The following is a 24,322-nucleotide window of genomic DNA, read 5'->3' as shown; positions in this document are numbered from 1 at the left end:
TTGGGCCTGACATGAGCGGCCGGGGCACTGTGCTGATATGGAAGAGCGGCCTGCTGCCGTACTCCGAGACGTTCATCCGCCACCAGCTGGACGCGCTACGCCGGTACCGCCCGGTCGTGGTCGGCACGCACCGGGTCGACTCACCGATGGCCCGCGGTACCGATGTGATCGTCTACGGTGACCGGTCGCGCGACCGGCTGGCCCGGCGCCTGTTCGTCATGACCGGACGATCGGCGCGGATCGAGGCCGTGACGCGTGGGGTGCGGCCCGACCTCGTGCACGCCCACTTCGGCAACGAGGGCTGGCTCATCGCCCGCACGGCCGGGCGGTCCGGCTGCCCGCTCGTGGTGAGCCTGCACGGCGCCGACGTGACGGCCGCGCCCACGGCCCCTGGGTCGGCCGGCGCGCGGACGCGCCGGCGGCTGCGCCAGGCCTTCGAGCGCGCCGCCGTGCTCGTCGCGGTGTCCGGTTTCATCCGCGAGCGCGCGATCGAGTGGGGCGCGGACCCGGCGAAGGTCGTGGTCCAGCCGATCGGCATCCCGCTGCCGCAGCCGGTCGCCATCGACGACCCGCAGTGGGACTGCGTGTTCGTCGGCCGGTTCGTGGCCAAGAAGGGGGCGGGCGACCTGGTGGCCGCCCTCGCCCTGATCGACCCCCGGGTCCGGCCGCGGTGCCTGTTCATCGGCGACGGCCCGTTGGAGGCGCAGGTGCGGCAGCGGGCGGCCGACCTCGGCGTGGACGCGACGTTCCTGGGGGCGCAGCCGCCAGCGACCGTCCGCCACCACCTGGCGCGGGCGCGGGTGTTCGTCGCGCCGTCGCGCACCGCGCCCAACGGGGATGCCGAGGGCCTGCCCACCACCGTGCTGGAGGCGTCCGCGCACGCGCTGCCCGTGGTCGCCTACCGGCACAGCGGCATCCCCGAGGCCGTCGAGCATGACCGCACCGGCCTGCTGTGTGCCGAGGGCGACGTCGAGCAGCTCGCGGCACACCTCGCCCGGCTGCTCGACGACGACCAGCTCGCGGGCCGGTTGGGCCGGGCCGGGCGGGAGCGGGTCGAGCGCGACTTCGACATCACCCGGTGCACGGCCGAGCTGGAGCACCTCTACGACAGCGTGCTGGCCCGGTCCACCACGGCCGTGACCAGCGTCCGCTGTGATCGTTGATCACCAGGGGGTTCGGTGGGATTCTGTGCGCTGATAACCGGCGGGACCGGGTCGTTCGGGCGGACCATGGTGAGCCGGTTGCTCGACCTGGGCGCCGTCGAGGTGCGCGTCCTCAGCCGCGACGAGGCCAAGCAGGACGCGATGCGGCGCGAGATCGGCGACGACCGGGTGCGCTACCACGTCGGCGACGTCCGCGACCGCGCCAGCGTCGACCGCGCGATGCGCGGCGTCGACCGCGTCTTCCACGCGGCCGCGCTCAAGCAGGTGCCCTCGTGCGAGTTCTTCCCCATGGAGGCCGTGCGCACCAACGTGCTGGGCAGCGTCAACGTCATCGACTCGGCCGAGGCCGCCGGGGTGCGCTCGGTCGTCATGCTCAGCACCGACAAGGCCGTGGCCCCGGTCAACGCCATGGGCATGACGAAGGCCCTCATGGAGAAGGTCGCCCAGGCCCACGCCCGCGACAACCCGGGCAGCCCCACGACCGTGTCGTGCGTGCGCTACGGCAACGTCATGTGCTCGCGCGGCTCGGTGATCCCGCTGTTCATCGAGCAGATCCGTGCGGGCCAGTCGCCGACCGTCACCGACCCGGCCATGACCCGGTTCCTCATGTCGCTGGGCGAGTCCGTCGCGCTGGTGGAGCACGCCTTCGCGCACGCCCGCCCGGGCGACGTGTTCATCCGCAAGGCGGCGGCCAGCACCGTCGGCGACCTGGCCGCGGCGCTCTGCCAGCTGTTCGGCGCCCCGGACAAGATCGAAATTCTGGGCGTACGCCACGGCGAGAAGCTGCACGAGACCCTCGCCAGCCGCGAGGAGCTGGCCCGCGCGGAGGACTTCGGGGAGTACCTGCGGGTGCCGGTCGACTGCCGCGACCTCAACTACGCGCTCTACGTCTGCGACGGCGACCCCGCCGGGCACCCCGGGTCCGACTTCACCTCCGCGAACGCGCGCCGGCTGCGGGTACCCGAGATCGTGGAGATGCTGCGCGCGCTGCCGCAGGTGCGCGCGGAGCTGTCCGCCCACGAGATGGCGCTGGCGTCGTGAGGCTGGCGGTCACCGGGGCCGGCGGCTTCCTGGGCTGGCACGTGCGCGTGCTGGCCCGGGCGCTGGGCTGGCCCGAACCGGTCGCCGTGCCGCGCGCCGAGCTGGCCGACCCGGCGGCCGTGGCGGCCCGCGTCGACGGCACCGACCGGCTGCTGCACCTGGCCGGTGTGAACCGTTCCGGCGACGGCCGCATCACGCACGACAACGTCGCGCTGGCCCGGGCGGTGGCGCGCGGGCTGCGCCGGTGCGCGGCGCCGCCGAAGACGGTCGTCTACGCCAACTCCGTGCACGCGGGCAACGGGACCCCGTACGGCGACGCGAAGGCCGCGGCCGCCGAGGTGCTGGCCGAGGCGTGCGCCGACGCGGAGCTGGTGGACGTGCGCCTGCCCAACCTGTACGGCGAGCACGGCCGCCCCTTCTACAACTCGGTCGTCGCCACGTTCTGCTACCAGCTGGCCAGCGACGCGCGGCCCCGGGTCGAGCAGGACCGCGAACTGGACCTCGTGCACGTCGGCGACGCCGCCGCGCTGCTGGTCGACGCGCCCCCGGGCGGCGCCTGGGACGCGCGCCTGCCCGCGCTGCGCATCGGGGTCGCCGCGCTGGCCGACAAGCTCGCCGCCATGGCGGCCACGTACGGTACCGGCGAGATCCCGCCGCTGCACGACCGCCACGACGTGCGGCTGTTCAACACGTACCGGTCGCACTGCTTCCCGGGCAGGTACCCGCTCCCGCTCGTGCGCCACACGGACGCGCGTGGCGAGCTGGTCGAGCTGGTGCGCGCGCGCGGCGGGGCCGGGCAGGCGTTCTGCTCCACGAGCCGGCCGGGCGTGACGCGCGGCGACCACTTCCACCTCGCCAAGGTCGAACGGTTCGCCGTGCTGCGCGGCACGGCCGAGATCGCGCTGCGCCGGGTGGGCGGGACCGGTGTCGTCCGCTTCGCGGTGAGCGGGGAGCGGCCCGTCGTGGTGGACATGCCGACCATGTGGGCGCACCGCATCACCAACACCGGCCGCGCGGAGCTGCTGACCGCGTTCTGGGCCAACGAGGTGTACGACCCGGAGCAGCCGGACACGTACCCGGAGCCGGTGGGCGCGTGAGGATCGGGATCGTCTCGCAGTGGTACCCGCCGGAGCCGGCCTTCATCCCGGGCGGCCTGGCCGACGAGCTGGCCGCGCGGGGGCACGAGGTGCGCGTGCTCACCGGGTACCCGAACTACCCGGCCGGGCGCGTCTACCCCGGGTACCGGCAGCGGTGGCGGCACACGGCGACCGCCGGCGGGGTGAGCGTGCGCCGGGTTCCCGCCTACGCCAGCCACGGGCGCTCGGCGGCCGGCCGGGCCGCCGCCTACCTGTCCTTCGCGGCCACGAGCGCACTCGCGGCGCCCCGGTTCCTGCGCGGCGTCGACGCGCTCTACGTCTACCACCCGCCCGCCACCGCGTACGCGGCCGCGCGCCGGCTGGGCGTCCCCACCGTGCTGCACGTGCAGGACATGTGGCCCGAGTCGGTGACCGCCTCGGCGATGACGCCGGACGGCCGGGCGGGCGCCGCGCTGCACCGCGCGCTGGGCGCCGGGATGCGCTCGATCTACCGCGCCGCCGCCCAGGTCGCGGTCATCGCGCCGGCGATGGCCGACCTGGTGGTCGAGCGCGGCGCCGACCCCGCCAAGGTGCGGGTCGTGCTCAACTGGACCGACGAGAGCCTGTTCCGGCCGGTGCCCGCCACGGACGCGGCCCGCGCCGAGCTGGGCCACCGGGGCCGGTGCCTGATCCTGTTCGCCGGCAACATCGGCCCGTTCCAGCGCGTGGAGACGGCCGTGCGGGCGGCGGCCGCGACGCCCGGCGTGGACCTCGTCCTCGTCGGCTCGGGCACGGACGAGGCGCCGGCCCGCGCCCTGGCCGACGCGCTCGGCGCGACGAACGTGCGCTTCCTCGGCCGCCGCGCCGCCACCGAGATGGCCGCCCTGTACGCCGCGGCGGACTTCCAGCTGGTCATCCTGCGCGACCTGCCGGCCCTGCGCGGCACTGTCCCGTCGAAGCTGCAGGCCGCCCTCGCCTGCGGGTCGCCCGTCATCGTCTCGGCGGCGGGCGACTGCGCCACGCTGGTCGCCTCGGCCGGCGCGGGCCTGACCTGCCCGCCCGAGGACTGGGCGGCCCTGGCGGACCGGTTCGCGGTGGTCGCGTGCATGACGCCGCAGGCCCGGGCCGCCATGGGCGCCCGCGCCCGCACCCTCTACGCCGAGCGCATGTCGCTGCGGGTCGGCGCCGACCAGATCGAGGACATGCTGACCAAGGCGGCCGCGTGCCCCGCGTGATGACGGTCGTGGGCACCCGCCCGGAGATCATCCGGCTGTCGCGGGTGCTGGCCCGCCTCGACGCCACGGTCGACCACGTGCTCGTCCACACCGGACAGAACTGGGACCCGGCGCTGTCGGACGTGTTCTTCACGGAGCTGGCCCTGCGCGCGCCCGACCGGCTGTTGCGGGTCGACACGTCGTCGCTGGGCCGGGTGCTCGGCGGGGTGCTCGTGGGCGTGGAGGACGCGATCCGCGAGTCGCGGCCCGACGCCGTGCTCGTGCTCGGCGACACCAACAGCTGCGTCGCGGCGCTGATGGCCCGGCGCATGGGCGTACCGGTGTACCACATGGAGGCCGGCAACCGGTGCTTCGACCTCAACGTGCCGGAGGAGACCAACCGCCGGCTCGTCGACCACGTGTCGGACTTCAACCTCGTCTACACCGAGCACGCCCGGCGCAACCTGCTCGCCGAGGGCCTGCACCCGCGCCGCATCCTGCACACCGGATCGCCGATGCGCGAGGTCCTCGACCACTACCGCGCCGGCATCGAGGCGTCCACCGTCCTGGACCGGCTCGGGCTGGATGCCGGTGGGTACTTCGTGGTGAGCGCCCACCGGGAGGAGAACGTCGATCATCCCGATCGGCTTCGCCGCCTGCTCGACTGCCTGCGTGCCGTCCGCGACCGCTGGGGCCTGCCGCTGCTCGTGTCGACCCACCCGCGCACCCGCAAGCGACTCGAGGCCGGCGCGGGCATCCAGCTCGACGGCGTGGTGTTCCACGAGCCGTTCGGCTTCCTCGACTACGTGCGCCTGCAGACCCGCGCCCGCTGCGTCCTGTCCGACAGCGGCACGGTCAGCGAGGAGGCGGCCATCCTGGGCTTCCCCGCGGTGACGCTGCGCGAGTCCATCGAACGGCCGGAGGCGCTGGACGCCGGCGGCATCATCATGACCGGCCTCGACCCGGCCGGCGTCGTGGAGGCCGTCGAGGTCGTGGTGGCCCAGGTGGCCGCCGACGGCGTACCCTGCCCGGCCGACTACCGGGTGCCGGACACGTCGCGGCGGGTGGTCGACTTCATCCTGTCGACCGTGCGCCGCCACCACGAGTGGGCCGGCATCCGGCACGCGGGGGCCGCCCGATGATCGGGACGCTGCGCCGCGCGGTGGCGCTGCTGGACCGCCGCTCCCGGGCGGGCCTCGCGCTGACCGTGCCGCTGTCGCTCGCGGTGATGCTGCTGGAGCTGGCCGGGTTCGCCGCCCTCGCCGTGACCGTGCAGGTGCTCGTGGCGCCCGGCCTGCTCGCCGGTGACCAGGACAGCGCGCTCGTGGTCGCGGCCCGGTCGGTCGTGGGCCCGGCCTCGCCGGGCCGCTTCGTCGCTGTCGTCGGCGGCGTGGCCATCGGGCTGCTGCTGCTGCGCGGGCTCGCGGCCACGGCGCTGTGCTGGTGGCAGGCCGGCGTGGTCGCCCGGGCGGAGGCGCGACTGGCCACGCGCCTGTTCCGCTCGTTCATGGACGCCGACTTCCGGTTCCACCTGCAGCACCACTCCGCCGACCTGGCGCGCACCCTCAACAACTCCGTCCGCTCGGTCACGACCCGGGTGCTGCAGCCGGGCGTCACGATGGTCACCGAGGCGTCGCTGATCGCCGGCCTGGGCCTGGCGCTGCTGGTCATGGAACCGCTGCCCGCCCTGGCCGCGATCACCGTGCTGAGCGTGTCGATGGGCCTGTACCTGTGGCTCGTGCGCCGCGCGGCGCGCCGCGCGGGCGTCGACGACGAGCGGCACGCGGCGAGCATCCAGCGCATCATCCAGGAGGGCCTCGGCGCGGTGAAGGTGCTCACCGTCCTGGGCCGCCGCGACCGCGTGGCCGGCCGGTTCGCGGACGCCCGCGCCGGGGCCGCCGACACCATCCGCAGCGTGCTGTTCATGGGCAACACCCTGCGGTACTACCTGGAGTCCGCCGTCCTGCTGCTCGCCGCGGCCGTGACCGCCACCGCGATGATGGACGGCTACGCCTCCGGCCTCGCCTCGATCGGCATCCTGCTGGCCGGTTGCATGCGGCTGCTGCCGTCCGTGCAGCGCTTCGCGTACGGGTGGAACACCGTGCGCGTCGGAGCGGGCAGCGTCGACACGCTCACGGCCGCCGTCGCGGCGGCCGGGCCCGCCGGCGGGCCGGCCACGCCGACCACGCCGGGTGAGCCGCTGCCCGCGTTCGGCCAGGCGATCGAGCTGCGCGACGTGACCTTCCGCTACCCGAGCCGGCCCACGGACGCCCTGCGCGCGGTCAGCCTGCGGGTGGGGTTCGGCGAATCGGTCGGCATCGTCGGCCGCTCGGGCTGCGGCAAGACCACGCTCGTCGACGTCCTCATCGGCCTGCTGCGCCCGGACGCCGGCGGCCTGTACGTCGACGGCGTACGCGTCACCGACGCCAACCTCGCGGGCTGGCAGGCCCAGATCGGCTACGTGCCGCAGGAGACCGTCATCGTCGACGACACCGTACGCCACAACGTGGCCCTCGGCCTGGCCGGTGACGAGATCGACGACGATCGCGTGCGGCACGCCCTCGACCAGGCGCAGCTGCTGGACACCGTGCTCGCCCTGCCCGAGGGGCTCGACACCCGCATGGGGGAGCGCGGCGTACGGATGTCGCACGGGCAGCGCCAGCGCGTCGGCATCGCGCGGGCCCTCTACCACCAGCCGCGCGTCCTCGTGCTCGACGAGGCCACCGCGGCGCTGGACGCGGCGACCGAGGCGCAGATCGTGGCCACGCTGGAGCGGCTGCACGGGCAGTTGACCTTCGTCATCATCGCGCACCGACTGTCCACGGTGGAGCGATGCGACACCCTGATCCGGCTCGACCACGGTCGGGTCGCGGCGGTCGGCGGGTTCGACGCGGTCGTCGTGCCCGTACAGGCCGAGGCGACCGCGTGAACGGTTCGAAGCACGCGCGGCGGACCACCGGGGCGCGGCGGTGGTGGCGGCTCGTCCTCGCCGGATGTCTCGCGTTCGCGCTCGCCGTCGGGGTCGCCGGCGTCGGGTGGCTGGCGGTCGACGCGCTCGCGGTCCGCCGCCACCTGCAGGAGAGCGCCCGCCTGCTCGTCGACCTGCGCGAGCGGCTAGATGCGGGCGACCGCGACGGCGGGCGGCAGGCCGTGGCGCGGCTGCGCGCCGAGACGGCGGCCGCCCGGGCCCGCACGGGCGCGCGGCCGTGGCGGGCCGGGACCCATCTGCCCCGGGTGGGGGCCGACCTGGCGGCGCTCGCCACGATCGCCCGCGTGCTCGACGAGCTGTCGCGCCGGGGCCTGCCGGAACTCGCCGACGTGGCGGCCACCCTGGATCCCGCGTCGCTGGCCCCGCGCGGCACGGGGGTCGACCTGAGCCGGCTCAGCCACGCCGAGCCGGCCATCCGGGTGGCCGACGCGGCCGTGCGCCAGGCCCGCGACCAGGTCGCCGCCGTGCCCACGGCGGGGCTCACGGACCAGGTCCGGGACGGGCTGGCCGACCTGCGGGCCGGTCTCGACCAGGCCGCCGCGATGACGGCCACGGGCGTACGGGCGGCGCGCCTGCTGCCCGCGATGCTGGGCGCCGGCGGGCCGCGCACGTTCCTGGTGCTGTTCCAGAACCTGGCCGAGGTGCGCGCGACCGGCGGCATCCCGAGCGCGTTCGCCGTGGTGCGCACCGACCGGGGCGCCGTGTCGTTGGTGCGCACCGGCACGGCGGGTCGCGACCTGGGCGTCTTCAGCTCGCCCGTGTCGCGGCTCAGCGAGGCCGCCCGCCAGCTCTACACCGACCGGCCGGCGATCTTTCCCGCCGATGTGAACGTGAGCCCGGACTTCCCGACGGCCGCCCGACTGTTCCGCGAGATGTACCGGGTGCGCACCGGCGAGACGGTCGACGGCGTGGTCGCCACCGACCCGGTGGCGCTGTCCTACCTGCTGGCCGCGACCGGCCCGGTGGCCGTGCCGGGCGGGCCCGCGCTGACCCGCGCCAACGCCGTCCGGATGCTGTTGTCGGAGGTGTACGCGCGTTTCCGTGGCGCGGCGGCGCAGGACCGGTACTTCGCCGGGGCGACCCGGGCGATGTTCGGCGCGTTGCTGCGGGGGGCGCTGAATCCGGGGCCGGCGATCGCGGCCCTGGCGAAGGCGGCCGGGGAGCGGCGGATCCTGGTGTGGAGCGCCCGGGCCGAGGAGCGGGACCTGCTGGCCGGCACGGTGCTCGCCGGACGGCTGCCGACCGACGACCGGGCGCGGCCCACGGTCGGGGTGTTCCTCAACGACGGCAGCGGCGCGAAGCTGGGCTTCTACCTGACCCAGGCGGCCACGCTGCAGACGGTGACGTGCTGGGCGGACGGGCGGGCGACCCTGCGGCTGCGGCTGCGGCTGCGGTCGACCGCGCCGCGGTCGGGCCTGCCGCGGGCGGTGCTGGGCCTGGGGCTCGCGGGCGACCCGTACACCGTGCGTACCCAGGTGAATGTCTTCAGCCCGGTGGGCGGGTCGGTGGTCGACGCCCGGGAGGGTGGCGCGCAGGTCGCGCTCGGCAGCGGACGCGAGCACGGCCGCGCGGTGGCCTCCTTCATGGTCGACCTCGCCCCCGGCCGGGCGCGCACGCTGGACGTGCGCGTCATGACGGCGCCGGCCGGGGGCTGGTCCGGCCCGGTGCGGCTGGTGACCACGCCGGGCATCACCCCATGGGCGGTGTCGACGGCCGGGGCCACGCCCTGTCCGCCCCAAAAATCCGATTAAGAAATTAGCGACTGTTTTTACCAAATGTGCTCTGACCAGGCATATCATGGTGCTATGCGTAGCTTGCGAGCCACAGTGGCAACTTCTCTCGCGACCCTCGCGGTCGCCCTCGGGCCAACGACGGCCGCCGCCGCGCAGCCGTACCCGGTCATCGGGCCGGAACTCAGCGTCGACAGCGCCACGATCACGGCCGGCACCAGCGTCGTCCTCCAGGGCGTCGGCTACCTGCCCTCCGAAGACGTCCGTATCGGGCTAATGTTCACGCGGGGCGCGGTGTCGGGATCTGCCGCCCGCGTGGGACCGGACGCCAGCGAAGTCGAGGTGGTCACCGCGGACGCGAGCGGCGCCTTCACGACTGACGTCCCGGTCGATCAGGCCGGCACAGCGCTGATCAGCGCCACGGGTGAGACGTCCGACCGGACCACGAGCACGACCGTGCTGGTCCTGCCGGAGGGCACCGTCGTCGAGACCGGCGGCCCCGGCGGCCCCGGCGGCCCCGGTGCCGGGGCTGGCGGCGGAGGCGGCGGACTGCCCGTCACCGGCTCCGATGGTGGCCTACTGGTCCGCCAGGCGCTCCTGGGCGGCGTGACGTTGCTGGCCGGAGTCTTCCTGGTCTGGCTCTCGATGCGCCGCCGACGCCGCGCCACTGCCGGCGACTGAGCCACGCCATCCTGTCACCGGACCCGCGCTCGCGGGTCCGGTGACGCGTGCGCGCGCACCCAGGAATTCGCCGGACGTGGAAACGCACAGCTTGCTTTCAGCCGGTACCGCCTCGAAGGCGCTGGTGAGCGGGGCAAAGTTGGTCGAACGGCCGTCGAAACTGTCGTGCGTGTGACCGGCGACATAGTGTTCGCGACGCGGGAGCCATACGTCGTTGTCAATCGACCAAAGGCTCACTCGTCCACCTAAGGAGCACTATGAAGTACCGGATCCGGACCATCGCCGCGGTCGCGATCCTGGCGACCGCCGGCACGGCCGCGGCGGTCTTCGCCACGTCCTCGGCCTTCGCCGACACGGTGATCTGCGAGCAGTACGGCAGCACGACCGTGGGCAACTACAAGGTCCAGAACAACCGGTGGGGCACCAGCGCCACGCAGTGCATCAACGTGACCAGCAACGGTTTCTCGATCATCCAGCAGGACGGTACGGGCAACCTGTCCGGCGCCCCGGTGTCGTACCCCTCGATCTTCCTCGGCTGCCACTACAACAACTGCAGCCCGGGATTCACCCCCCGGCGCATCAACGAGATCGGTAGCTCCAACACCAGCATCAGCCTGAGCTACCCGGGCGGCGGCACCTGGGACGCGGCGTACGACATCTGGCTCAACGCCGACAGCAACACCAGCGGGGTGCAGGACACCGAGATCATGGTGTGGCTGAACCACCAGGGCAACATCCAGCCGATCGGTTCGCAGACCGGCACGGTCAACATCGCCGGCCGCAACTGGGCCGTGTGGACCGGCAGCAACGGTTCCAACAACGTCGTGTCGTACGTTTCCTCGGGCATCTCCAGCATCAGCTTCAGCGTGCTGGACTTCGTGCGCGACACCTTCACGCGCGGCTCGCACTACGGCAACAACACCTGGTACCTGACCAGCATCCAGGCCGGCTTCGAGCCGTGGATCGGCGGCGTCGGCCTGTCGGTCAACTCGTTCTCGGCCTCCGTCAACGCCGGCACCCCGCCGACGTCGGCGGCCGTCACGACCCGCGCCCCCGTCACCACCCGCGCCCCCGTCACCACCCGGGCGCCCGTCACCACCGGCGGCGGCCAGTCCGGCACCTGCTCGGCGAGCTACCGCACGATCAACTCGTGGAGCGGCGGCTTCCAGGCGGAGGTCACGGTCAGCAACAACGGCTCCGGCACGCTCAACGGCTGGGCCGTCGGCCTCGGCCTGCAGAGCGGTCAGACGATCTCCAGCATCTGGAACGGCGTCAACACCGGCACGAGCGGCAACGTGACCGTGCGCAACGCGCCGTACAACGGAACGCTCGGCGGCGGCGCGTCGACGACGTTCGGTTTCGTCGCCAACGGCAACGGTTCGGCCACCCCGACGGTGAGCTGCTCCAGCCCGTGACGTGACCCGACGACGGCCGGCCCGGGTTCAGTCCGGGCCGGCCGTCCCCGTCGCGCCCCGCGCGCATCGCACGACCAGCACCGGGCACGCCGCGTGGTGCAGGACCGCCTGGCTGACCGAGCCGAGCAACAGCCCCCGGAACCCGCCCCGCCCGCGCGCCCCCACGACCACGAGCTGCGCCTGTTCCGACTCGTCGACGAGCGCCACGGACGCCCGCCCGTGCACGACCGAGGTCTCGACGGCCACGTCCGGGTACCGCTCCCGCCACGGGGCGAGCGCCTGCGCGAGCTCCCCGCCCGCCTCGCCTTCGGCCTCGGCGGACGGACCGCCCCGGCGGGCCGTGGGCCGCCGCCACGCCGACACCGCCCTCAGGGGTACGCCCCGCAGCGTCGCCTCCTCGAACGCGGCACCGAGCGCCAGGTCGGCGTGACCCGCGCCGTCCACCCCCACGACGACCGGCCCGTCCGGGTGGGCCGCGCCGCGCACGACCAGTACCGGGCACGGGGCGTGCGCCGCCAGCCGCACCGCGATCGAGCCGACGAGCAGGCCCGTGAAGCCGCCCAGCCCGCGGTCGCCGAGCACGACCAGGCAGGCGCCCCGCGCGATCTCGACCAGCACCGCGGCCGGCGGGCCGGTGATGACCTGGCCGCTGACCCGCACCCCGGGCTCTGTCGCCCGGGCGCGCGCGAGCGCCTCGGCCACGAACTGCTCCGCCTCGTCGCGCAGCCCGCCCTCGGTGGTGGTCGCGCTGCCCGCGGCGCCGATCCCGCCCGCCGGTATGCCGCCCGTCGGCAGCGGGTCCAGCGCGCTGCCCAGCAGCGGCCATACGTACGCGTGGACGACCCGCAGCGGCCGGCGCCGCCGCATCGCCTGGCGGGCCGCCTCCTCGACCGCGTCGAGGGCGACCGGCGACCCGTCCACGCCCACGATGACGGGGCCGGCCCCGGAGGCCGCACCGGACTCGACCGCCACGCCCGCTCACCTGTCCTTCGTCGGGGTGTCATCCGCCCGAATAAGGTGAGTTTAATGTTCTTCATCAGTATTAGCGCGGCTTGGCGCGTGGTGCGGGCCGCTGGACGCGACACACGGGTCCAACGCCCCTGTTCCCGAGCCGACATTCGTCGAGACTGGAACCGACAGAGGGGAGCGCACATCCGATGACCGACAACCACGACGACGGCGCGGCGGCCCTGGTCCACGCCGCCGCCACGGCCGGCCACGCCCCGTCGATCCACAACACCCAGCCGTGGCGCTGGCACGTCCGCCCCGGCACCCTCGACCTCCACGCCGAGCGCGACCGCCAGCTCGGCGTCACCGACCCGGACGGCCGGCTGCTCACCATCAGCTGCGGCACGGCCCTGCACCACGCGCTCGTCGCGCTCGCCGCCGAGGGCTGGGCCGCCACGGTCGACCGGTTCCCGGACGGCAACCCAGACCACCTGGCCCGCATCACCCTCACCGGGCCCCAACCCGTCACCGCCGAGGCCGTGCGCCACGCCCAGACCATCCAGCTGCGCCACACCGACCGCCGTCCGGTCACGGACACCCCGGTCGAGGCCGCCGCACTGGACGCCATCGCCAAGACCGCCGCCGAGTACGGCGTGAACTGCCACTACCTGCGCCCCGACCAGGTCGTCGAGCTCGCCTCCGTGGCCAGCCGCGCCCAGGCCGCCGAGGGCCTCGACGACGACTGGCGCGCGGAGCTGGCGATCTGGGCCGGCGCGGCGCTCGGCGCCGGAATCCCCGACGTGGGCGCCGCCGGTCGGCCCGCCGGCACCGGAGTGCCCGCCGACGTGGTCCCCGAAACCGCCCCGCAGACCACGGTGCCCGGCCGCGACTTCGGCCAGCCCGGCACCCTGCCCATCGACGCCGGCCACGACCTCGCGGCCAGCTACGCCATCCTGTACGGCCGGGAGGACGGGCCCGACGACTGGCTGCGCGCCGGCGAGGCCCTGTCGGCAGCCTGGCTGACCGCCACCGAACTGGGCGTGTCGGTCGTCCCGATGAGCGCCGCCGTGGAGATCGACGTGACCCGCGCCGAGCTGCGCCGCCTGCTCGCCGGCATCGGGTACCCGTACCTCGCCCTGCGCCTGGGCATCCCCGACCCCGACCACGCCGGCCCGCCGCACACCCCCCGCCTGCCCGCCGAGCAGACGATCACCTTCGACGAGCCCTGACGCGGGGCTCAGCCCGTCAGGGCCGCGACCGCCGCGGCGAAGACATCCGCGTACGCGTCCACATCGGACGAGGTCGTCGCGGGGCAGGTCAGGGCCATGTTGTGGAACGGGGTCAGCAGCACGCCCCGGTTCGCGGCGAACAGGTGCAGGAAGTCGTCCAGCTCGGCGTCCGCGGCCAGGTGCGACGCGGTGCCCGTACGCGGGGCGGGGGCGGTGAAGCGGACCTCGACCCGGGCGCCCAGCTGGACCACCGACCACGGCAGCCCGGCCCCCGCCACGGTGGCGCGCAGCGCCGCCGTGAGCCGGTCGGTCAGGGCGATCATGCGGGCGAACGCGTCGTCCGTGAGCACCTCGCCGAGGGTCGCGCGGGCGGCCGCCATCGACAGCGGGTTGCCGGCCAGGGTGCCGCCGACGCCACCCATGTCGACGAGGTCGAGGTCGGCGCGGCCCAGCGCCCGGTCGGCCAGCTCGGCCGACAGCCCGTACGCGCCGCAGGGGATGCCGCCCGCGATCGCCTTGCCGATCGTCACGACGTCGGGGCGCAGCCCGTCCCGGCCGGTCACCCCGCCCGGCCCGGCCGAGAACGTGTGCGTCTCGTCGTGGATGAGCAGCGTGCCGGTCGCGGCGGTCAGCTCGCGGACCCCCGCCAGGTAGCCCGGTTCGGGCAGCACGATGCCGATATTGGTCAGCGCGGGCTCGATGAGGACGGCCGCCACGTCGCCGTGCGCGAGTTCGCGGGCCAACCCGTCAAGGTCGTTGATCTCGACCACCCGGCTGGTGGCCAGCACGTCCGTCGGCGCGCCCACGTTGCCCTCCCGAGACGCGGGCCGGCCGGCCGCGTCGAGCACGATCAGGGACTCGTCGACACTGCCGTGGTAGCAGTACGAGTGGAAGAGGATCTTCGAACGGCCGGTGAGCGCGCGAACCAGGCGGATCGCCCACCGGTTCGCGTCCGTCGCCGTGAGGGAGAAGCTCCAGTACGGCACGCCGAACCGCCGCGCCAGCTCCGCCCCCACCCAGGCGGCGTCCTCGGTCGGCATCATCGCGGTCGCCCCGCCCAGCTCGCCGAGCCGCCGCGCCACGGCGTCCACGACCGGGGCGGGGGAGTGCCCCGCCATGGCGCCCGTGTCGCCCAGGCACAGGTCGACAAGGTCGTGACCGTCGAGGTCGGTGACGTGCGCGCCGCGCGCGGCCGCCAGGTACAGCGGGGTGGTCTTGTTCATCCATGTCATGGGGACGCGGCCGAAGAGGTGGTCAGCGGCCGCGTACGCGGACCGGGAGCGGGGGTTGCGTTCGTCGAACAGCCGCCGCTCGGCGGCGACCAGTCCGGCGAGGCGGGCGCGGTCGATCATCGCAACATCATGCCGACAATGGGCTGGTCACGCCATGGGTCAGGTGTCCGCCATCGCGGCCGTGATGGCCGTGCGGGTCGCCCGCCGCGCCGGCAGGAAGCCCGCCGCCATGGCCGCGCCGGTCGCCAACGCCACGTAGCCGACCAGCTGCAGGACGGGCACCTCCGGGCTGCCGTGCCCGTACGTGCCGATGAGGCTCGCCGCGGTCACCCAACCGGCGCCGACGCCGAAGCCGACGCCCAGCAGCGCCGCGACCAGACCCATGAACAGCGCCTCGAGCAGGAACACGCGCCGCAGCTGCCCCGCGCCCAGGCCCAGCGCCCGCAGCGTCGCCGACTCGCGCGTACGTTCCAGAATGGACAGCGCCAGTGTGCTCATGATGCCCAGCACCGCGATGATCGTGGAGATGCTGAGCAGGCCCGCGAACTGCGACAGCCGCTTGTCGAGCTCCTTGTCGAGCGCGGCCTTGCGCTCGGCCCGCGACTCCACACTGACCAGGGGATAGGTGTCGAGGACCGCGTCGAGGGCCGCGTGCGCCGCGTCCACCGACGTCGAGGTCGCCTTCCGGACGAGCACCTCGTCGCCCGCCACCTTGCCGAACTGCCTGTTGAGGTCGGCCCACGTGACGAGCGCATCGCCCCGGGTGGGCGAGTCGTCATACAGCGCCACGATCCGCCGGGCCGGCCCGGGCGCGTCCCAACTGCTCAGGTCCACGTCGTCGCCCACTCCGAGCCCCACCTCGTACGCGAGGCCCCGCCGGATCGCCACCGTGCCCGGGCCGAGGTCGGCGAGGCTGCCCGCCATCACCTCGATCGAGCCGGCGATCGACGCGTCGCCCGGGTCGATCGCCGACACGGTCGTCTGGTACCCGTTCGCCCAGGCCGGCGCCGTGCGCGTCAGCGCGACCAGGCCGATCTCCGGTCGCGCCGACAGGTCGGCGACCATCTTCCCGGGCAACTGCCTACTTCCCGAGTACGGGATGGGATCGACGACGAAGTCGATGGGGAAGTTCTCGTCGAGTTCCCGTTCGCCCTGCACCCGGGCCGTGTCCAGGACGACCGTGAACATCGTCAGCAACGCGATGCCGATCATGAGGGCGGTGGTGTTGGCGGCGGCCCGGCCGGGATTGCGGGCGGCCGACGAGCCGGCCAGGCGCGCGGTGATGCCGAACAGCCGGGCCGGTAGCCAGCCGACCAGGGCGGTCAACCGGCCGATCACCAGCGGCAGCGCCACGACGATGCCGACGAAGCACGCCATGGCGCCCGCCAGGATGATCGGCGTGCCGCTGAACCCCATGCCCGGCCGCCGACCGACCGCCATGACGGCGAGGCCGAGGACGCCCAACCCGACCGCGCCGACGCTCCGCGCGGCCACCACCAGCCGGCGCCGCGTCGCCGCCCGCGGCTCCGGACCGTCGCGCAGCGCGGCCAGTGGGGAGATCCGGCTCGCGGCCAGCGCCGGCAGCACGCCCGCCGCGATCGCGGTGAGGACCCCCACGACCAGCCCCGCCGCGACCGTCACCGGCCGCACGACCAGGGAATGATCGGGTACGGCGTCGCCGAACAGGTCCCGGCCGAGGATCAACAGACGGCCAACCCCGGCACTGGCCGCCAGCCCGGCCGCCGACGCGACCAGGCCCACCACGGTCGACTCGGCCACCACGAGCCCGAAGACCTGCGTCCGGGACGCCCCGACGCAGCGCAGCAGCGCCAGCTGCCGGGTGCGCTGCGCGACCAGGATCGTGAACGTGTTCCGGACGACCAGGCACGACACGACCAGCGCCACCAGCGCCGCGGCGAGCAGCGTGTTCAGCAGCCCTTCGGCGTACTTGGCGCTGGCCCGGGCGAGCTGCCAGCGCAGGTCGTCGCCCGCGAGGACCCGGTACTCCCCGGAGCCGACCGCGTCGCGCACCCGCCGGGTCAGCTCCTCGGCGCTCACCCCCGGCTCGGCGGTCGCCACGACCTCCGCGTACCCACGGGGTTTGACCAGCGCGGTCAGGTCCGCGTCGCCGACGGCGACCACCGTGAACCAGGCGAACGGGATGCTCGCGCCGTAGTCGACGACGGCGCTCAGCCGCAACTGTCGGCGTTTGCCGGCACGGTCGATGACCGTGAACGACTCGCCCGGCTGGATGCCGAGGCGCCGCACGGTCGGCTCGTCGAGCGCCGCCTCCCCGCGCGCGTCCGGCAGGGTCCCGGACACCAGGCGGAACATCGCCAGCTCCGGCACGCTCGGCAGGGAGACCGCCATGCCGACGTAACCCTCGCTCGTGATCACCCGGCCGTTGCGGTCCAGCACGCCCAGCTCGCCCGTGCGGCGGGCGTCCACGGCGGCCACCCCCGGCACGGCCCGCACCACGTCGGGGACGGACTCGTCCACCCGGCGCTCGAACCCGTACCCGGCGCCCCCGCGCGGCTCGACCGCCACGTCCACGTTCGCGGCCGGGCGGGCGAGGTCGACGAAGAAGGCGGCCTCGGCCGTGTCGCGGTAGATCAAGGTGCCCGCGAGGAAGCTCACGCCGAGCGCGATGGCCACGCTGGTGAGGAGGGTCCGAAGCTTGTGGTGGCGCAGCCCGGCCAGTGCGACGCGGATCATCACCCGCCAGCATGCCCGCGTCCCCGCCCGGCGGGCGCGCACTGTCCGCCTGCCGACAGGCCGCTACCCGCCTCCGCAGTCAAGGGCGGTGACGGGCAGCGGGTCTGGGTGGATCTCTGTGTGTGTGATGTGCCCGCCGTCCTGGGCGGGCTGACCGTCACCGGCCCGCGAGCAGGCGGACCAGGGCGGCGTCGATGTCGAGGTGCTCGGTCTCGTGGCCCCGGGGGACTACCACGTAGGTGCGCCTCAGGAAGCGCACGAGCACGCTGCGGGGAACCTCGAAGAGGGCGTTGCCGTCGGGGGACGAGAGAGCGAGCGCGACATAGTCGCCGCGTGGGGTGGCCCACGGCCACACGCGCACGTCGCCGATGCCGGCCGGCTCGTCGAGCCCGGTGACGAGCAGCTCCCGCGCGAAGGACCAGCTGACGGTCTCGCCACTGGAGGACTCGGCGTGGAACAGCACGTGCACCGCGTAGGGGTCGGCCGGGTCGTAGCGTAGGCTGGCCCGAACCGGCATCGCTGTGGCGTCAGGTGCGACAAGCCGTAGCGATGTCTCGACCTCGACGGTCGTTGGACGAATAGCACTCATGGACGTACTCCCCCCGGCACCGCTGCGTGGCGGCTTGCGTCCCACGCAATTCCCATACTCAGGTGATACCCCTCAACACGCTCCGTCATCAGCCGATCTCACCTAGTAGTGGGAAGAAGATTCGAAAGATCATGCTGGTCTGTGCCTATATTGGACTGACTGTCCGGTTTAGAGAGGCCGTCGGGGGCCGACCGTTGATGCCGGGCGGTCCTGTGTCGTCTCACTCCGCTAACGTCGATGCGGTGGCAGGAGTGACGGACGATGCGAAACGATGCTGACGGGAACACGACCCGTGACGACACGTCTCCGAGTGCGGTCTCGGTCGTTGATCCCGAGCCCTTCCCGGAGGACCAATCCGTGATCGACAAAGTGCACCGCATCACGAAGAAGATCGTCATCGCGATCGCGGGCGGTGTCATCGTGGCCGGCGGCCTGGCCCTCGTCCCCCTGCCCGGCCCCGGCTGGCTCATCGTCCTCGCCGGCCTCGGCGTCTGGGCCATCGAATTCCACTGGGCCCGCCGCCTGCTCACCTTCACCCGCGCGCAACTGCACCGCTGGTGGCACTGGATCGGCCGCCAGCGTTGGTGGGTCAAGACCCTCGTCGGCCTCGCCACCACGATCTTCGTAGCGGCCGTGGTCGCTGCCTCCCTATGGGTCGGCCTCGGCCGCGACGGCATCACCCACCTCTGGGACGTCCTGCGGCAATAGGGGAGTACGGCTCGCCGGCAGGTACCGAGTCGCGCCGGTGCGGGGCGGTCAGGTACAGTCTTGGCGTCCCGGGCGATTAGCTCAGCGGGAGAGCGCTTCGTTCACACCGAAGAGGTCACTGGTTCGATCCCAGTATCGCCCACTCGTGTAATCCCAGGTCAGGGCCGGTGCTCCATCGATGGAGACCGGTCCTTTTTCGTGCCCGGACCCGGTCTCGGGAGAATCCTGGGAGACGATCTTTGTCGTCACTGGCTCAGCTCCGTCCGGCGAGCGGCGAGCAGGCGGTCGAGCGTCGCCACGGGGGAGCGGGCCGCGAACTGCATCCGTGCGTCCAGCGCCTCGCGCCACACGCGAGTGAGGCCAGTGACGAGCTGGTCGCGCATCGCCGCCGTGACGTGCGAGTACCGGGCCTGCACCGAGCCGTCCTCATGACCCATCTGCTCGTCCATGAACTTGTGCGACGTGCCCAGCTCCTCCATCAGCGTCTTGTACGTGTGCCGCAACCCGTGCGGCGTGAGACCCAGTGCGACCGGCGTCCAGCAGGAGTCGGCCCGGACGGCTGCCCCGCGTCCCCGCACGGGCACACCCGGCCATGGGCTACCGAGGATCGGCACCACCGTGTCCACGCGCCGGCCCCGGGTCGGGTACCGCCCGGTCACGGCCGGCTGGAACAAGCGACCGGCGAAGTTGTTGCGACGCCAGTGCGCGGCCGGCGGCCCGGAGGCCGCGCCGCGCACGTACCCGAGATCAGCGATCGCGCGGTCGATCCTCGCCCGGGTGTCGTCCGCTACCGAGTCCGGCCAGTTGAGGCAGGTCGACACCGTGCCGGTCGACACGCCCGCCCGCCGGGCCACGTCGGCAAGCTTCGCCCCGGTGCCAGTCGCGCCACGTGCCGCACCGTAGCCCCGGAAGACGTAGGCGAGCCCGTGACACGAGCACGCACGCGGCGACGTGCGCGCGATGTGCTCCGACACCATCGCGGTCAACCAGGCCGGCGCCACGATCGTGCGACGGGAGTCATCCTTGGGTGGGCAGCGCAGCAGCTCACCGGAGTCCAGCTCATAGAGCTGCCACTCGACCCGGACGCCGGCCGGACGGACGTACGCCGGTTCGAGCCCGACGACCTCACCCCAGCGCATCCCCGTGAAGCCCATCAGCGTGATCGCGACGAACTCGTCATCGCGACCCGACAGCAGCGCGGCCCGCTCGGCGATGAGCAGGACGCCGAGCGCCGTTGTGACAGCCTTCTCCGGGCTGCGCTTGTGCGAGCGGCCGGCACGCTTGCCCCGACCTCGGCGGCGGGCCGCCGGGTTGGACTCGCGAAGCCCCGCTTCCACCGCGTCGGCAAGCACGAGGTGCAGCGTTGAGCGCCAGGTCCTGATGCTCGACTCGGCGTAGCCAGCGGCCCGTTCCGCCTTCTCCCACGCCGCCACGTCGAGATCGGTGATATCGGCGATCGCGATGGGTTCGAAGGTCGGCAGTAGGTGTTCCTCGATGTGATGGCGGTAGTTCTGCATCGACGACGCAGCGAGGTCCAGCGTCGCGAACCACCGGCCGACGAACGCCCCGAACGTGATTCGACCGGCCGCCGGGTCACGGTACTTCTCGGCGCGGACCTTAGCTTCCGCGTCATCGGCGGCCTTCTCAGCGTCGCGGCGACTGCGGAAGCGGATGGTGTTGCCGTGGTCGTCCTTGACAGTGCCGTACTTGCCGGGGCCGATTTTGTACCGTCCGCGCCAGTAGCCGTTGCGCTTTTCGGCGTAGCCCATTGTGTTGATGTCCTTTCGTGATACGGGGTTCAGGCCGCGTTCGTGTCACCGTTGACTCGGGCGCGGCGGGGGATGCGGGCGCGAAGCTGCACCACCGGCGCCGTTTCTCCGGTGTCATAGGTACGGCGACGCGGCGAGGGGATCGTGGCCGCCGGCTCGACGGGTTGCACTTCGAAGCGGCGCACGATTTCGGTGACGTGTTCGGGGGTGAACAGGTAGCTTCCGCCGATCCAGGTGTAGGGGATGCGGCGGTTGCGTGCTTGTTCTTTGATCCACCACTGGGAGCAGCGCAGCATCTGGGCCACGTCTGCGGCCCGGTAGTACGCCGGGGGTGCCGGTGTCGGATCGGTCATGGTGGTGTTCGTCTCCCCGTCTGGTGTCAAGGTGTGCTTGACGGTGTTCTCGCTAGTTGGTCAGGGCCGCGTAGAGCTGTCGGGCGGCGTCCTGGTGCTCGCGGGCGAGGGCGGCGGAGGTGTTGGCGAGCATGGCGTCTGCGGTGGTGTGCCAGCCGGCGCCGACGAACTGCAGGAAGTTCACGACGAGGGTCGTGGCCTGTTCGGTGGTGGCGTCGGCGCGGCTCGCAGCAGTGGATTCGGTGCGGCGGAAGACGATGCGGCGTTGGCGCAGGATGGTGAAGGTCACCGAGTAGGTGCGGGACTTGGTGAAGAAGTGGCCGCCGAAGCCGAACATGTGCGCCCATCGGCGTAGCCGCCGCCACTCGGCCGGGCGGCCGAGGATCCAGCACGCTTCGATGAGTCGTTCGGTGTGGGTGCCGTCCGGGTCGGCGTGCAGCCCGATCGTGTCGTCGCTGATCCGCCCCGTCGTGTGGCCGGTGACCTCGGTGGCCTTCGTGGCGTACTTCGCGAGGTAGGCGGCGACCATCCCGTCTGTGACCTCGCCGGAGGCGGCGACGGTGATGATGCGGGTGCGTACCTGGTCACCCCAGCCGATCGGCCAGCCGGCCGGGTTGGCGGGGTGCGCGTCGGTGCGGAAGTGCACGGTTGCGGCGGCGTGGTCGACGGCGTCGGCCAGGTCCTGGGCGTCGATGCCGGGTGGTGGGGGCAGGATGACGCCGGGCTGTGCGGGGTCGGCGCCGTCGAGTCGGGCGATGGCGTGGAAGTGGATGACGGCCCGGCGTTGCATCTCGGCGGCCTTGCCGAACGACAGGCGGACGCGCGTGGGGTCGATGCCCCGGGCGCGGGCGAGGCGGCGTAGGTAGCGGGTCATGGCGATGGTGGTTCGTCGCCACAGTTCACCGGCCTGGACGTTCCACACGACCTGGGCGTCATGGTCGTAGCAGTCCAGGCACAACGGGGTGCCCAACACGCGGTCGGATTCGTCGTGGCGGGCGAAGCACGCCAGGGGGCGCCCGTGGGGGCAGCGGGGGTTGTCGCGGCGGGCGTGGCACGGGTCGGGCCGGCAGTCGCAGCGGCGCCGGTCACCGCAGGTGTGCCGGGCGATGTAGCGGGTGTGGACCTCACCGAACGACGGTGCGGTGAACGTCGGGAACACCGCCGGGTGTGCGGCGACGTGTTCGGGTACGCCGTTGCCGCCGACGAGGCCGGAGCGTACGACCTGGTAGGCGTCGCGTTTGTAGACCTGTGAGCAGGACGGGCACACGGTTTCGCGCCGGTTGCCGCACGGCTTGTAGATGACACCGTCGGGCATGGTGGTGGTGTCGACGGATGAGAGCAGCCGCCCGGTGGTGGCCTCGATGGTCATGGTGGTGCCGAGCAGCCGGATCGGGCGGGTGCAGGAGGCGGCGTTGCGGACGTGGTGAAGCCAGTCGGGGAAGTCGTCGCGGATCGCTCGGGCGATGGCCTGGCGGCGCAGGTCTGACGAGCGGGCGAGTAGGGACAGTCCGAGGGGGCCTGGCTCGGCGGCCGGGGCCGTACCCGAAGCGTTGGCTTCGGGTACGACGGTCAGCGTCGAGACAGTCACCGGGTGCTCGCCTCGATGCGAGTGCCGTTGACCGGGCGGGTCGAAGAGGTCGGGTCAGCGTTGGCGACGGCGGCCAGGAGCTGGGCGGCGTACTCGGTGCCCACCTGCATCCGTACGGCGAGGCGGCCGGTCGTGATCGGCGTGCCGTGCTCAACCTGGTACTGATCCGCGATGCGGCGCGCTCGGGCGATGTCCTCGGCCGAGACGATCGGCAGTGCGGGTTGGGCAGCGTCCGGGCCGGTGACAGAGAAGTCGGTGGCGGAGGGTGCCAACGTTGCGGGCGTCGTCGTGGTCGAGGTCTGCCGGGTGCGCTGGTTGCGGGCAGCCTGGTCGGGCGCGGGCGCCGGCCGGGGGCCGGAAGCCGGGCGGGGTGCGGTGATCCGGGTCGCCAGCTCGGCCGGCGTCGGAACCGGTTGCGGTTGCGGCACCACGACCGGGGTCGGCTCCACGACGGGGGCCGGCACGGTAGTCGGTGCCGGGGTCGAATCCACAGACGTCGTTGGCTGCGGAGCGGCGGAAACGGTTGCGGTTACAGGGTCTTGGGCGTTGGTGGTGCGGTGGCTGGTCGCGAGGATCGCGGCCGTAGCCATGATCATGAGGCCGTCGACGGCCAGCGGGCCGAGTACGGTCACGATCGGTTCCTCGCCGTAGTGGGCGAGTAGTCCGGACAGGTGCCGGTAGGACACGAACGCGGCCACCAGGGCGACCGGGAGCAGCCCGACCCACCGGGTTGCGGTCCACCCGAACTGGCGCGGCCACGGGGTCCGAACGAGGATTTCGATAGCGATGAACAGGAACACCGGCCACACGATCGAGATGACGACCGCGCCCGGCTCGGGAGCCCACGGGCCGACGTGACCGGCGGGCGGGATGAACGAGTGAGCGACGTTGGCCGCGACCGAGACCAGCGCACCGAGGGCGGCACCGGTCTTGGCCCAGCCACGCCCACGCGTGGGGTTGGTGTTGGTCATGGCGTGGAGTCCTTCCCGTCGATGAGGTCGAGCAGGTTTTGTGGACGGTCAGCACTCGTCGCCGGTCGGGACGCCTGCTTGAGCGCACCGGGCTTGCGGGTGCGTTTGGTGTCGAGCAGGTCATCGAGCTGAATACGGGTCAGCGCCGCGATCGCGGGTTTGCTTTCGTTGCGTCGGCGCAGCAGCAGCGGACGCACCACCTGGTTGGTCGGGCAGTCGTCCATCCCGTCCGGGTAGCGGTAGCCGCATCCGGGGCACACCAGCGAAGCTGGTAGGCCGGGGTGGTGGTCGGCGAAGACCGCCGCCAACGTGGCCACCGATACGCCGATGCCGGCGTCGATGAGCCGTTGGTCGAGGCGGCCACGCTCGGCCGTGTCGCCGTAGCGCATCTGCACCGCCTGGCGGGTCACGCCGAGCCGGGCGGCGATCTCACCCCACGAGTACGTGTGAGGCTTGGCACGCAGGCCGGCAACGGCCAACCGCACCGTCGCGTCGATCTCAGCCGACAGGCTGGTCAGCGACCGCAGGGCTTCGATGTCGCCGGCGGCGACCCGACGCCCGTAGGCGGCGATGATCCGGCGGGCGAACCCGTCGAACGCTTCGTTCTCCACAGCCCGCGTGCTGCGCTTCTTGCGCGTCAAGCCGGGCTTGCCGGTGTTCTTGCCGGTGGTGTCGCTCATGCGGCACCGCCCTTGATGCGCTCCCACTCCTGCGCCGCGCCGCGCAGAGCGACGATGACATCGGAGGCCTGCCGGTCGGGGTCGTCGTTCCAGGCGGCCACGATCGCCTCGTCCTCGCACATGCCGTCCTCGATGACAGCCGGGGACAGGTCGTCGTGCGTGAACAGGAAGCCGGAGAAGTAGCGCACCGTCTCGGTGAACTCGACCGTCACGTCCAGGGAGGACATGCGG

21 protein-coding genes and 1 tRNA gene are annotated in these 24,322 nt (G+C 73.1%); 12 read left to right on the top strand and 10 right to left on the bottom strand.

Features of this window, described 5'->3' with window-relative positions; all coding sequences use genetic code 11:
- The first annotated feature begins 29 nt into the window (after positions 1–29).
- From ABD191_RS25490 to ABD191_RS25450, 9 genes are all read left to right on the top strand, one after another.
- Entirely contained in the window at positions 30–1,163 is a 1,134-nt protein-coding gene (locus ABD191_RS25490; protein ID WP_344087280.1) for a glycosyltransferase, read from the top strand.
- 15 nt (positions 1,164–1,178) lie between these two features.
- Entirely contained in the window at positions 1,179–2,204 is a 1,026-nt protein-coding gene (locus ABD191_RS25485) for an SDR family NAD(P)-dependent oxidoreductase (protein ID WP_344087277.1), read from the top strand.
- Complete coding sequence (locus tag ABD191_RS25480; protein WP_344087274.1) at positions 2,201–3,301, top strand: polysaccharide biosynthesis C-terminal domain-containing protein; 1,101 nt, start codon at positions 2,201–2,203, stop codon at positions 3,299–3,301. The genes ABD191_RS25485 and ABD191_RS25480 overlap by 4 nt, the downstream gene beginning before the upstream one ends.
- Entirely contained in the window at positions 3,298–4,515 is a 1,218-nt protein-coding gene (locus ABD191_RS25475) for a glycosyltransferase family 4 protein (RefSeq protein WP_344087271.1), read from the top strand. Before ABD191_RS25480 ends, ABD191_RS25475 begins: the two co-directional genes overlap by 4 nt.
- Positions 4,503–5,636 carry a non-hydrolyzing UDP-N-acetylglucosamine 2-epimerase gene (gene wecB / locus ABD191_RS25470; RefSeq protein WP_344087268.1) on the top strand — a complete coding sequence of 378 codons (1,134 nt, stop codon included), beginning with the start codon at positions 4,503–4,505 and terminating at the stop codon, positions 5,634–5,636. Before ABD191_RS25475 ends, wecB begins: the two co-directional genes overlap by 13 nt.
- The gene (locus ABD191_RS25465; RefSeq protein WP_344087265.1) at positions 5,633–7,423 is read left to right on the top strand and encodes an ABC transporter ATP-binding protein; all 1,791 of its coding nucleotides are present in this window, start codon (positions 5,633–5,635) and stop codon (positions 7,421–7,423) included. The genes wecB and ABD191_RS25465 overlap by 4 nt, the downstream gene beginning before the upstream one ends.
- Complete coding sequence (locus ABD191_RS25460) at positions 7,420–9,234, top strand: DUF4012 domain-containing protein (RefSeq protein WP_344087262.1); 1,815 nt, start codon at positions 7,420–7,422, stop codon at positions 9,232–9,234. Before ABD191_RS25465 ends, ABD191_RS25460 begins: the two co-directional genes overlap by 4 nt.
- 54 nt (positions 9,235–9,288) lie before the next feature.
- Positions 9,289–9,894: a hypothetical protein gene (locus ABD191_RS25455; RefSeq protein WP_344087259.1), complete on the top strand. Its 606-nt coding sequence runs from the start codon at positions 9,289–9,291 to the stop codon at positions 9,892–9,894.
- 257 nt (positions 9,895–10,151) lie between these two features.
- On the top strand, positions 10,152–11,309 hold the full coding sequence (locus ABD191_RS25450; RefSeq protein ID WP_344087256.1) for a GH12 family glycosyl hydrolase domain-containing protein: 1,158 nt from the start codon (positions 10,152–10,154) through the stop codon (positions 11,307–11,309).
- A 27-nt stretch (positions 11,310–11,336) separates the two neighbouring features.
- Here ABD191_RS25450 and ABD191_RS25445 read toward each other — a convergent pair whose 3' ends face one another.
- The gene (locus ABD191_RS25445) at positions 11,337–12,281 is read right to left on the bottom strand and encodes a universal stress protein (protein ID WP_344087253.1); all 945 of its coding nucleotides are present in this window, start codon (positions 12,279–12,281) and stop codon (positions 11,337–11,339) included.
- A gap of 185 nt (positions 12,282–12,466) precedes the next feature.
- Between ABD191_RS25445 and ABD191_RS25440 the strand changes: the two genes are divergently transcribed.
- Positions 12,467–13,486, top strand: a complete 1,020-nt coding sequence (locus ABD191_RS25440; protein WP_344087250.1) for an Acg family FMN-binding oxidoreductase — start codon at positions 12,467–12,469, stop codon at positions 13,484–13,486.
- A gap of 8 nt (positions 13,487–13,494) precedes the next feature.
- Here ABD191_RS25440 and ABD191_RS25435 read toward each other — a convergent pair whose 3' ends face one another.
- The 3 genes from ABD191_RS25435 to ABD191_RS25425 all read right to left on the bottom strand — a co-directional run bounded on the left by ABD191_RS25435 (position 13,495) and on the right by ABD191_RS25425 (position 18,022).
- Complete coding sequence (locus tag ABD191_RS25435; RefSeq protein WP_344087247.1) at positions 13,495–14,838, bottom strand: transaminase; 1,344 nt, start codon at positions 14,836–14,838, stop codon at positions 13,495–13,497.
- A 39-nt stretch (positions 14,839–14,877) separates the two neighbouring features.
- Positions 14,878–17,433, bottom strand: coding sequence for an ABC transporter permease (locus ABD191_RS25430; protein ID WP_344087244.1), 2,556 nt, complete (start codon positions 17,431–17,433; stop codon positions 14,878–14,880).
- A 157-nt stretch (positions 17,434–17,590) separates the two neighbouring features.
- Positions 17,591–18,022, bottom strand: coding sequence for an SsgA family sporulation/cell division regulator (locus tag ABD191_RS25425; RefSeq protein ID WP_344087241.1), 432 nt, complete (start codon positions 18,020–18,022; stop codon positions 17,591–17,593).
- Between the two features lie 357 nt (positions 18,023–18,379).
- Between ABD191_RS25425 and ABD191_RS25420 the strand changes: the two genes are divergently transcribed.
- Complete coding sequence (locus ABD191_RS25420; protein WP_344087238.1) at positions 18,380–18,730, top strand: PGPGW domain-containing protein; 351 nt, start codon at positions 18,380–18,382, stop codon at positions 18,728–18,730.
- 70 nt (positions 18,731–18,800) lie between these two features.
- Positions 18,801–18,872 (top strand) — tRNA-Val (locus ABD191_RS25415).
- A 103-nt stretch (positions 18,873–18,975) separates the two neighbouring features.
- On the opposite strand, the gene ABD191_RS25410 is transcribed toward ABD191_RS25415, so the two are convergent.
- The 6 genes from ABD191_RS25410 to ABD191_RS25385 form a co-directional block, all read right to left on the bottom strand.
- Positions 18,976–20,499: a LacI family DNA-binding transcriptional regulator gene (locus ABD191_RS25410; protein ID WP_344087235.1), complete on the bottom strand. Its 1,524-nt coding sequence runs from the start codon at positions 20,497–20,499 to the stop codon at positions 18,976–18,978.
- A 29-nt stretch (positions 20,500–20,528) separates the two neighbouring features.
- On the bottom strand, positions 20,529–20,852 hold the full coding sequence (locus tag ABD191_RS25405; protein WP_344087232.1) for a helix-turn-helix domain-containing protein: 324 nt from the start codon (positions 20,850–20,852) through the stop codon (positions 20,529–20,531).
- Positions 20,853–20,904: 52 nt separating this feature from the next.
- Positions 20,905–22,440, bottom strand: coding sequence for a replication initiator (locus ABD191_RS25400; protein ID WP_425560859.1), 1,536 nt, complete (start codon positions 22,438–22,440; stop codon positions 20,905–20,907).
- Positions 22,437–23,411 (bottom strand): DUF2637 domain-containing protein, encoded by a 975-nt coding sequence (locus ABD191_RS25395; RefSeq protein ID WP_344087229.1) that lies wholly within the window; start codon positions 23,409–23,411, stop codon positions 22,437–22,439. The genes ABD191_RS25400 and ABD191_RS25395 overlap by 4 nt, the downstream gene beginning before the upstream one ends.
- On the bottom strand, positions 23,408–24,091 hold the full coding sequence (locus ABD191_RS25390; protein WP_344087226.1) for a hypothetical protein: 684 nt from the start codon (positions 24,089–24,091) through the stop codon (positions 23,408–23,410). The genes ABD191_RS25395 and ABD191_RS25390 overlap by 4 nt, the downstream gene beginning before the upstream one ends.
- Positions 24,088–24,322 (bottom strand): DUF6197 family protein (locus ABD191_RS25385; RefSeq protein ID WP_425560858.1); only part of this gene is annotated, 235 nt, incomplete at its 5' end. The genes ABD191_RS25390 and ABD191_RS25385, both read right to left, overlap by 4 nt.

The organism is Luedemannella helvata, assembly GCF_039528415.1.
Taxonomy (GTDB): Bacteria; Actinomycetota; Actinomycetes; order Mycobacteriales; family Micromonosporaceae; genus Luedemannella; species Luedemannella helvata.
The sequence above is the reverse complement of the archived record's forward strand: the minus strand, read 5'-3'. Positions and strand labels throughout refer to the sequence as shown.